The sequence below is a fragment of the Lacisediminihabitans sp. genome (assembly GCF_036404185.1).
In the GTDB taxonomy this organism is placed as follows: domain Bacteria; phylum Actinomycetota; class Actinomycetes; order Actinomycetales; family Microbacteriaceae; genus Lacisediminihabitans.
On sequence record NZ_DASWPB010000023.1, the window covers coordinates 1 to 5,651 of the forward strand.

General features: G+C 68.9%; 3 protein-coding genes. All 3 read right to left on the bottom strand.

Annotated elements, in window-relative coordinates:
- The coding region (locus VGC18_RS01335) for an acyl-CoA dehydrogenase family protein (protein ID WP_331093432.1) at positions 1-966 on the bottom strand (966 nt) is incomplete at its 3' end.
- Positions 963-4,100: a 3-phosphoshikimate 1-carboxyvinyltransferase gene (gene aroA, locus VGC18_RS01340; protein WP_331093434.1), complete on the bottom strand. Its 3,138-nt coding sequence runs from the start codon at positions 4,098-4,100 to the stop codon at positions 963-965. The genes aroA and VGC18_RS01335, both read right to left, overlap by 4 nt.
- A gap of 193 nt (positions 4,101-4,293) precedes the next feature.
- Positions 4,294-5,651: signal recognition particle protein (gene ffh, locus VGC18_RS01345; protein WP_331093436.1), on the bottom strand; the 1,358-nt coding region annotated here is incomplete at its 5' end.

The window sequence follows — 5,651 nt, forward strand, 5'->3', positions numbered from 1 at the left end:
CTCTTTGAATTGAAATTCCGTGATCTTTTTGGTAATGTCTAATATGACTGAAGAGCAGGACTGGGAAAGTTCGTCGAGAGATATGAGGTGGATGCAGTTCCGGTTGACGAAGGAGCTTAAGATGCAATCATTAGAGAAGCCTTGCTTGCCGAAGGTGACGCGCTCGTTGGCGTACTCGAGGGCGAGCTCCTGGGCGCGCTCGGCGAGGCCGACGCAGCTCATCGCCACCGAGACCCGGCTGGGCAGCAGGAAGCCGCCGAGGGTCACCGTGAGGCCCTCACCCTCCTCGCCCAGGCGGTTGGCGACCGGGACCGGCGTGTTGTCGAAGTGCAGGATGGCGTGATCCGTGCCCCGGACGCCCATGGTCTGCGAGTCGTCGATGACCTCGGCCCCCGGCAGCCCGGTGTTCGGCACGAGCAGCGCGACGGTGCCCTCGTGACCGGTCGTGCCCTCGAGGCGGGCCGCGAGCAGCCAGTAGTCGCAGTTGACGCCGAAGGTGATGAGGTGCTTCTCGCCGCTGAGGTAGTAGGTGTCGCCCTCGCGGCGGACGCTCGACCGGATGTCCGCACCGGTTCCCGCATTCGCCTCGGTCAGGGTGAAGGCGACCAGCAGGTCGCCGCTCACCGAGGGCTTGATGATCTCCTCGCGCTGGGCATCCGTCGCGAAGTCGTCCATGGACCGCCAGGTGCCGTTGATGACGTGCACGAGCATCCGAATGGAGGCGTGCGAGCGGGAGAAGATCTCCATGAGCTCCAGGTAGCGGGTGAACGGGATCTCCTTGCCGCCGAGCCGCTCCGGCGCGGCGAGCCCGAGGAATCCGCGGGCTTTGAGGTCGGCGAAGAGCTCCGGCGGGACGGAACCGGTCGCCTCGATCTGCTCGGCGAAGTCCTCTCCCGGTCCGCGCACCCAGGCGTCGACCTCTGCCTTGAGGGTCTGGAACGCCTTCTCGTCGAGGACGGCGGTCATCTTTTCTCCTTCACTGTCGCGGCCAGCGCCGCTGCTTGGTCACGCAGGACATTCTTCTGGATCTTGCCGACGGCGTTGCGTGGGAGCGCGTCGACGAATTCGAGCCGTTCCGGCCAGTAGTACTTCGACACACCGGCGCGGTCCAGGTAATTCTGCATCTCGGCGAAGCCGAGGGGCGAACCGGGCCGCGCGGAGACGACGAAGGCGCAGGCGCGCTCGCCGAGCCGCGGGTCGGGCATGGCGACGATGGCGACGTCGGCGATCAGCTCGTGCTGGTAGAGCAGGTTCTCGATCTCGGCGACGGGGATCTTCTCGCCGCCGCGGTTGATGACGTCCTTCACCCGACCGGTGATGTGCAGGAATCCGGCCTCGTCGACGAGCGCGAGGTCGCCGGTGCGGTACCAGCCGTCCGCGGTGAACACGTCCGCCGTCAGGTCGGGGCGCTCGAGGTAGCCCCGGAACATCGTCGGCGACAGCAGCTCGTAGTTGCCCTCCGTGCCGGCGGGGACCTCGCGGCCCTCGTCGTCGACGATGCGGATGCGGATGCCCGGCAGCGGGCGCCCGTCGCTGCCCCACGCCTGCTCCGGCACGTCGCCGGGGGTCGCCAGGGTGGCCAGACACGTCTCGGTGGTGCCGAAGGCGCCGAGCACGGCGGTTCCGAGCACCGAGGTCGCGCGCCTCGCGAGCGCGCGGGGCACGGCGGCACCGGTGGCGACGAAGATGCGCAGCGACTCGGGGACGGGCGCGCCCGCCTCGACGAGATCGACCAGGTCGGTGAGGAACGGGGTCGCCGCCTGCACGAAGCTCGCCTTGGCGATCCCGAAGGCCTGGTCGAGGGCGAGGGAGGCGTCCCACATCGGCTGGATGACGGTGGCCACCCCGAGCCGCCAGCCCAGGAGCATCCCGTAGAGGAATCCCGTCTGGTGGGCGAGCGGAGAGGGCACGTAGATGCGGTCGTCGCCCGTGAGGCCGAGGTGACGGACCTCCATGGCGGTCGCGAGACCCAGCGTGCGATGCGGATGCTGCACGCCCTTCGGCTCCCCGGTCGTCCCCGAGGTGAACAGCAGCTGGAGGACGTCGTCCTCGCGCGGCGCCCTCGAGGCGATGAGGTCGAGGTCGGGGGTGACCGAGGCCAGGGCGGCATCGTAGTATCGCCAGGTCCAGTCCGCCGCGTTGACCGCGTCGATCACGTCGTCCGGGATCGGCGGAACCGCGTTGAGCTCGTCCTCGCTGTGCCGGTTCTCCGACCGCAGCACAACGACGTTCTCGAGCGACAGCTGCCGCGACTGCGCCCTCGCCTCGGCGAGCACGTCGACGAGCTCGACGGCCGGGCGGCGCTTGCGGAACAGGTTCGGCAGGAACAGCACGCGGGCGTGCGACCTGGCGAGGGTCATCGCCGTCTCCCTGGGACCGAAGACCGGCATGATGGGGGTCACCACGGCGCCGATCTGGACGATCCCGAGGGCGATGGCGATGAACTCGCGCCAGTTGGGCAGCTGCAGGGCGACGGCGTCGCCGCGGCTCACGCCGAGGTCGAGCAGCAGGGCGGAGACACGATCGGCCTCGTCCTGGAGCTCGCGCCAGGAGGTGGTGGCCGGCTCGCTCGCCCCGACCTCGATGACCGCCGCCTCGTCTGGCACGGTGTCCGCCAGGCGGCGCACCGCCTCGCTGAGCACAAGCGGCTCGGCCTGCAGCTCGCGCTCCCAGCGGGCGCCCTCGGCGACCGCGACGGAACCGTCGATGCTCTCCGTCTCGCCCTCGCTCGCGTATCCGGCATCCGGGTCACGCGAATCGTTTGTCCCCGGAGAGCTGATGTCCAGGTCCAGCCCGATCGAGGTCATCGCCTCGAGGAAGGTGGGATAGGAGATGCGGTACGCCCGCGGATAGGTGAGGGTCGACCGACCCTCCGCCCGCGTCGCGGCGACGGAAAGCGCCATGAGCACCCTGTGGTCGTTGAAGGAGGACATCGGGGCGCCGTGCAGCGAGTCGACCCCGGTGATCCGCAGCTCGCTCTGACTCTGCTCCGCCTTGCCGCCGAGCCGGTTGAGCTGCAGCATCGCCGCGACCCTGTCCGACTCCTTGAGCCGGATGTGCCCGACGTTATAGAGCCTGCTGGTGCCCTCCGCGAAGTTCGCCATGGTGGCCAGCACCGGCAGGAGGTCGGGGATCGGCTGGCAGTCGATCTCGATGGGGCGCAGGCTCAGCCCGTCGTGACGGATGCGCACGAAGCCCGTCGCCTCGTCCCGCACGAGGGGCACCCCCATCGAGACGGCGAGGTCGAGGAACTCCGCCTCCGGGTGGTCCGTGTCGGCCGACCGGGTGGCGGACAGGCCGCGGAAGAGCACGTCGGAGGGGTGCAGCGCGGCCGCGGCGATGCCGAAGGCGGCGGATCCGATGTCCGGGGGGAGCTCGTAGATCGTCGCCACGGCGGTCTGGTTGCCGGGGATGCGATAGGTCAGCCAGTCGTCGTCGTGCTCGACGACGAGCCCGAACTGGCGCATCATCCGCACCGTCAGATCGACGTACGGCTGCTCGTTGAGGGCGCCCCCGGTGACGTGGATGGTCGTGTCGCCCGTCGCGGACGGCGCGAGCAGCAGCAGGCCGCTGAGCCACTGGGAGAGCGTCCCGGCGATCGACACCTCCCCGCCCGTCGGACGGACCGGCTGCACTGTGATCGGCGGGCAGTCGTTGTCGGACTCCAGCCGGACGCCCATCTGGCGGAGGGAGTCGAGCAGCGCCCTGATCGGCCTGCGGCGGAAGTACTTCATCCCGGTGAGGGTCATCGGCCGGTCGGCGAGCGCGGCCAGTCCGGTCATGAAGTACAGCGTCGTCCCCGAGGAGCCGACGTTGAGCAGCCCCTCCGCCCCGCGGCTGCCGTGTTCGACGATGTCCGTGGCGTGGTACTGCCCGCCGGTGACGATGTAGGTGTCGCCGTCGATCCGGATGTCGGTGCCGAGCGCCCGCAGCACACTCACCGTCCAGTCGATCTGCCTCGCCGAGGACAGCCCGGTGATGACGCTCGTTCCCGGGGCGAGGGAGGCGAGCACGAGGGCGCGATGCGCATGGTATTTCGAGACCGGTATGTCCAGCTCGCCGACCAGCGGATGTGAAGAACCCTTGACAGCTAAACGCACGACTGCATCCTTTCCCTCAAACGGCTGCCGTCGTCACGTCTCGCGAGGTCGACGAGCCAGGGAGAGGTCGGCATTCGTGTCGGCATCGTGGCTTGCGACCACGGATGCGACGTTGATGCCCGACCGTGTCAGCCCAAGATTTCACGCTATCCCGCGACCGGGCTCCCGGCAAATCCTCGCCGGGCGCGGCGTCCTACCTGCCGAGGAACTTCTGCAGGCTCGCGAGCTCCTCCTCCGTCGGCGCGGCCTTCCCCACACCGCCGAGCCCGAAACCGGATCCGCCCGCCGTCCCGGACGGCTTCGCACCCGAGGCGATCGCGGCGTTCTCGGCGGCCCGCTTGGCCGGATTCCCGGACTTCGACTTCTTCTTCGGCTGCTGTTTGCGCGCTCCCGCGTAGGAGGCCCCGGGGATAGGGCCCATGCCGGGAACCTGCGGGACGCCGCCCTTGGCGACCGTCTTCATCATCTTGGCGGCCTGCTCGAACCGGCTGACGAGGGAGTTGACCTCGGTCACCGTGGTGCCGGACCCCCGCGCAATGCGCACCCGTCGCGACCCGTTGAGCACCTTCGGCTGGCGGCGTTCCTGCAGCGTCATCGACTGGATGATCGCCTCCGTCCTGGTGATCTCCGACTCGTCGAAGTTCTCCAGCTGCTGCCGCATGCCCTTGGCCCCCGGCAGCATGCCGAGCATGTTCTTGATCGAGCCCATGTTCTTGAGCTGCTGCATCTGCCCGAGGAAGTCCTCCAGCGTGAAGGTGTCCGTCGCGAACTTCTCCGCGGTCTTGCGGGCCTCCTCCTCGTCGAAGGTCTTCTGCGCCTGCTCGATGAGGGTGAGGATGTCGCCGAGGTCGAGGATGCGGCTCGCCATGCGGTCCGGATAGAACGGCTCGAAGTCGTCGAGCCCCTCTCCCGTCGACGCGAAGATGATCGGCCGCCCCGTCACCGAGGCGACGGACAGCGCCGCGCCGCCGCGCGCATCGCCGTCGAGCTTGGTGAGCACCACCGCGGTGAAGTCGACCCCCTCCTGGAACGCCTTCGCCGTGGCGACGGCGTCCTGGCCGATCATGGCGTCGATGACGAAGAAGACCTCGTCCGGGTCGATGGCCTTGCGGATGTCCGCGGCCTGCTTCATGAGCTCGGCGTCGACGCCGAGACGACCGGCCGTGTCGACGATGACCACGTCGTACTGCTTGTCTCTCGCGAACTTCATCGCGTCCTTGGCCACACGCACCGGGTTGCCCTTGCCGTTGCCCGGTTCCGGCGCGAAGACGGGGACCCCGGCCTGCTCGCCCACCACCTGCAGCTGCGTGACGGCGTTCGGCCGCTGGAGGTCCGCGGCGACCAGCAGCGGGGTGTGGCTCTCCTTCGCCAGCCACTTGGCGAGCTTGCCGGCGAGCGTCGTCTTTCCCGCTCCCTGGAGGCCCGCGAGCATGATGACGGTCGGCGGGTTCTTCGCGAACCGGATGCGCCGCGCCTCGCCGCCGAGGATCGTCACGAGCTCGTCGTTGACGATCTGCACGACCTGCTGGGCCGGGTTGAGCGCCTTGTTGA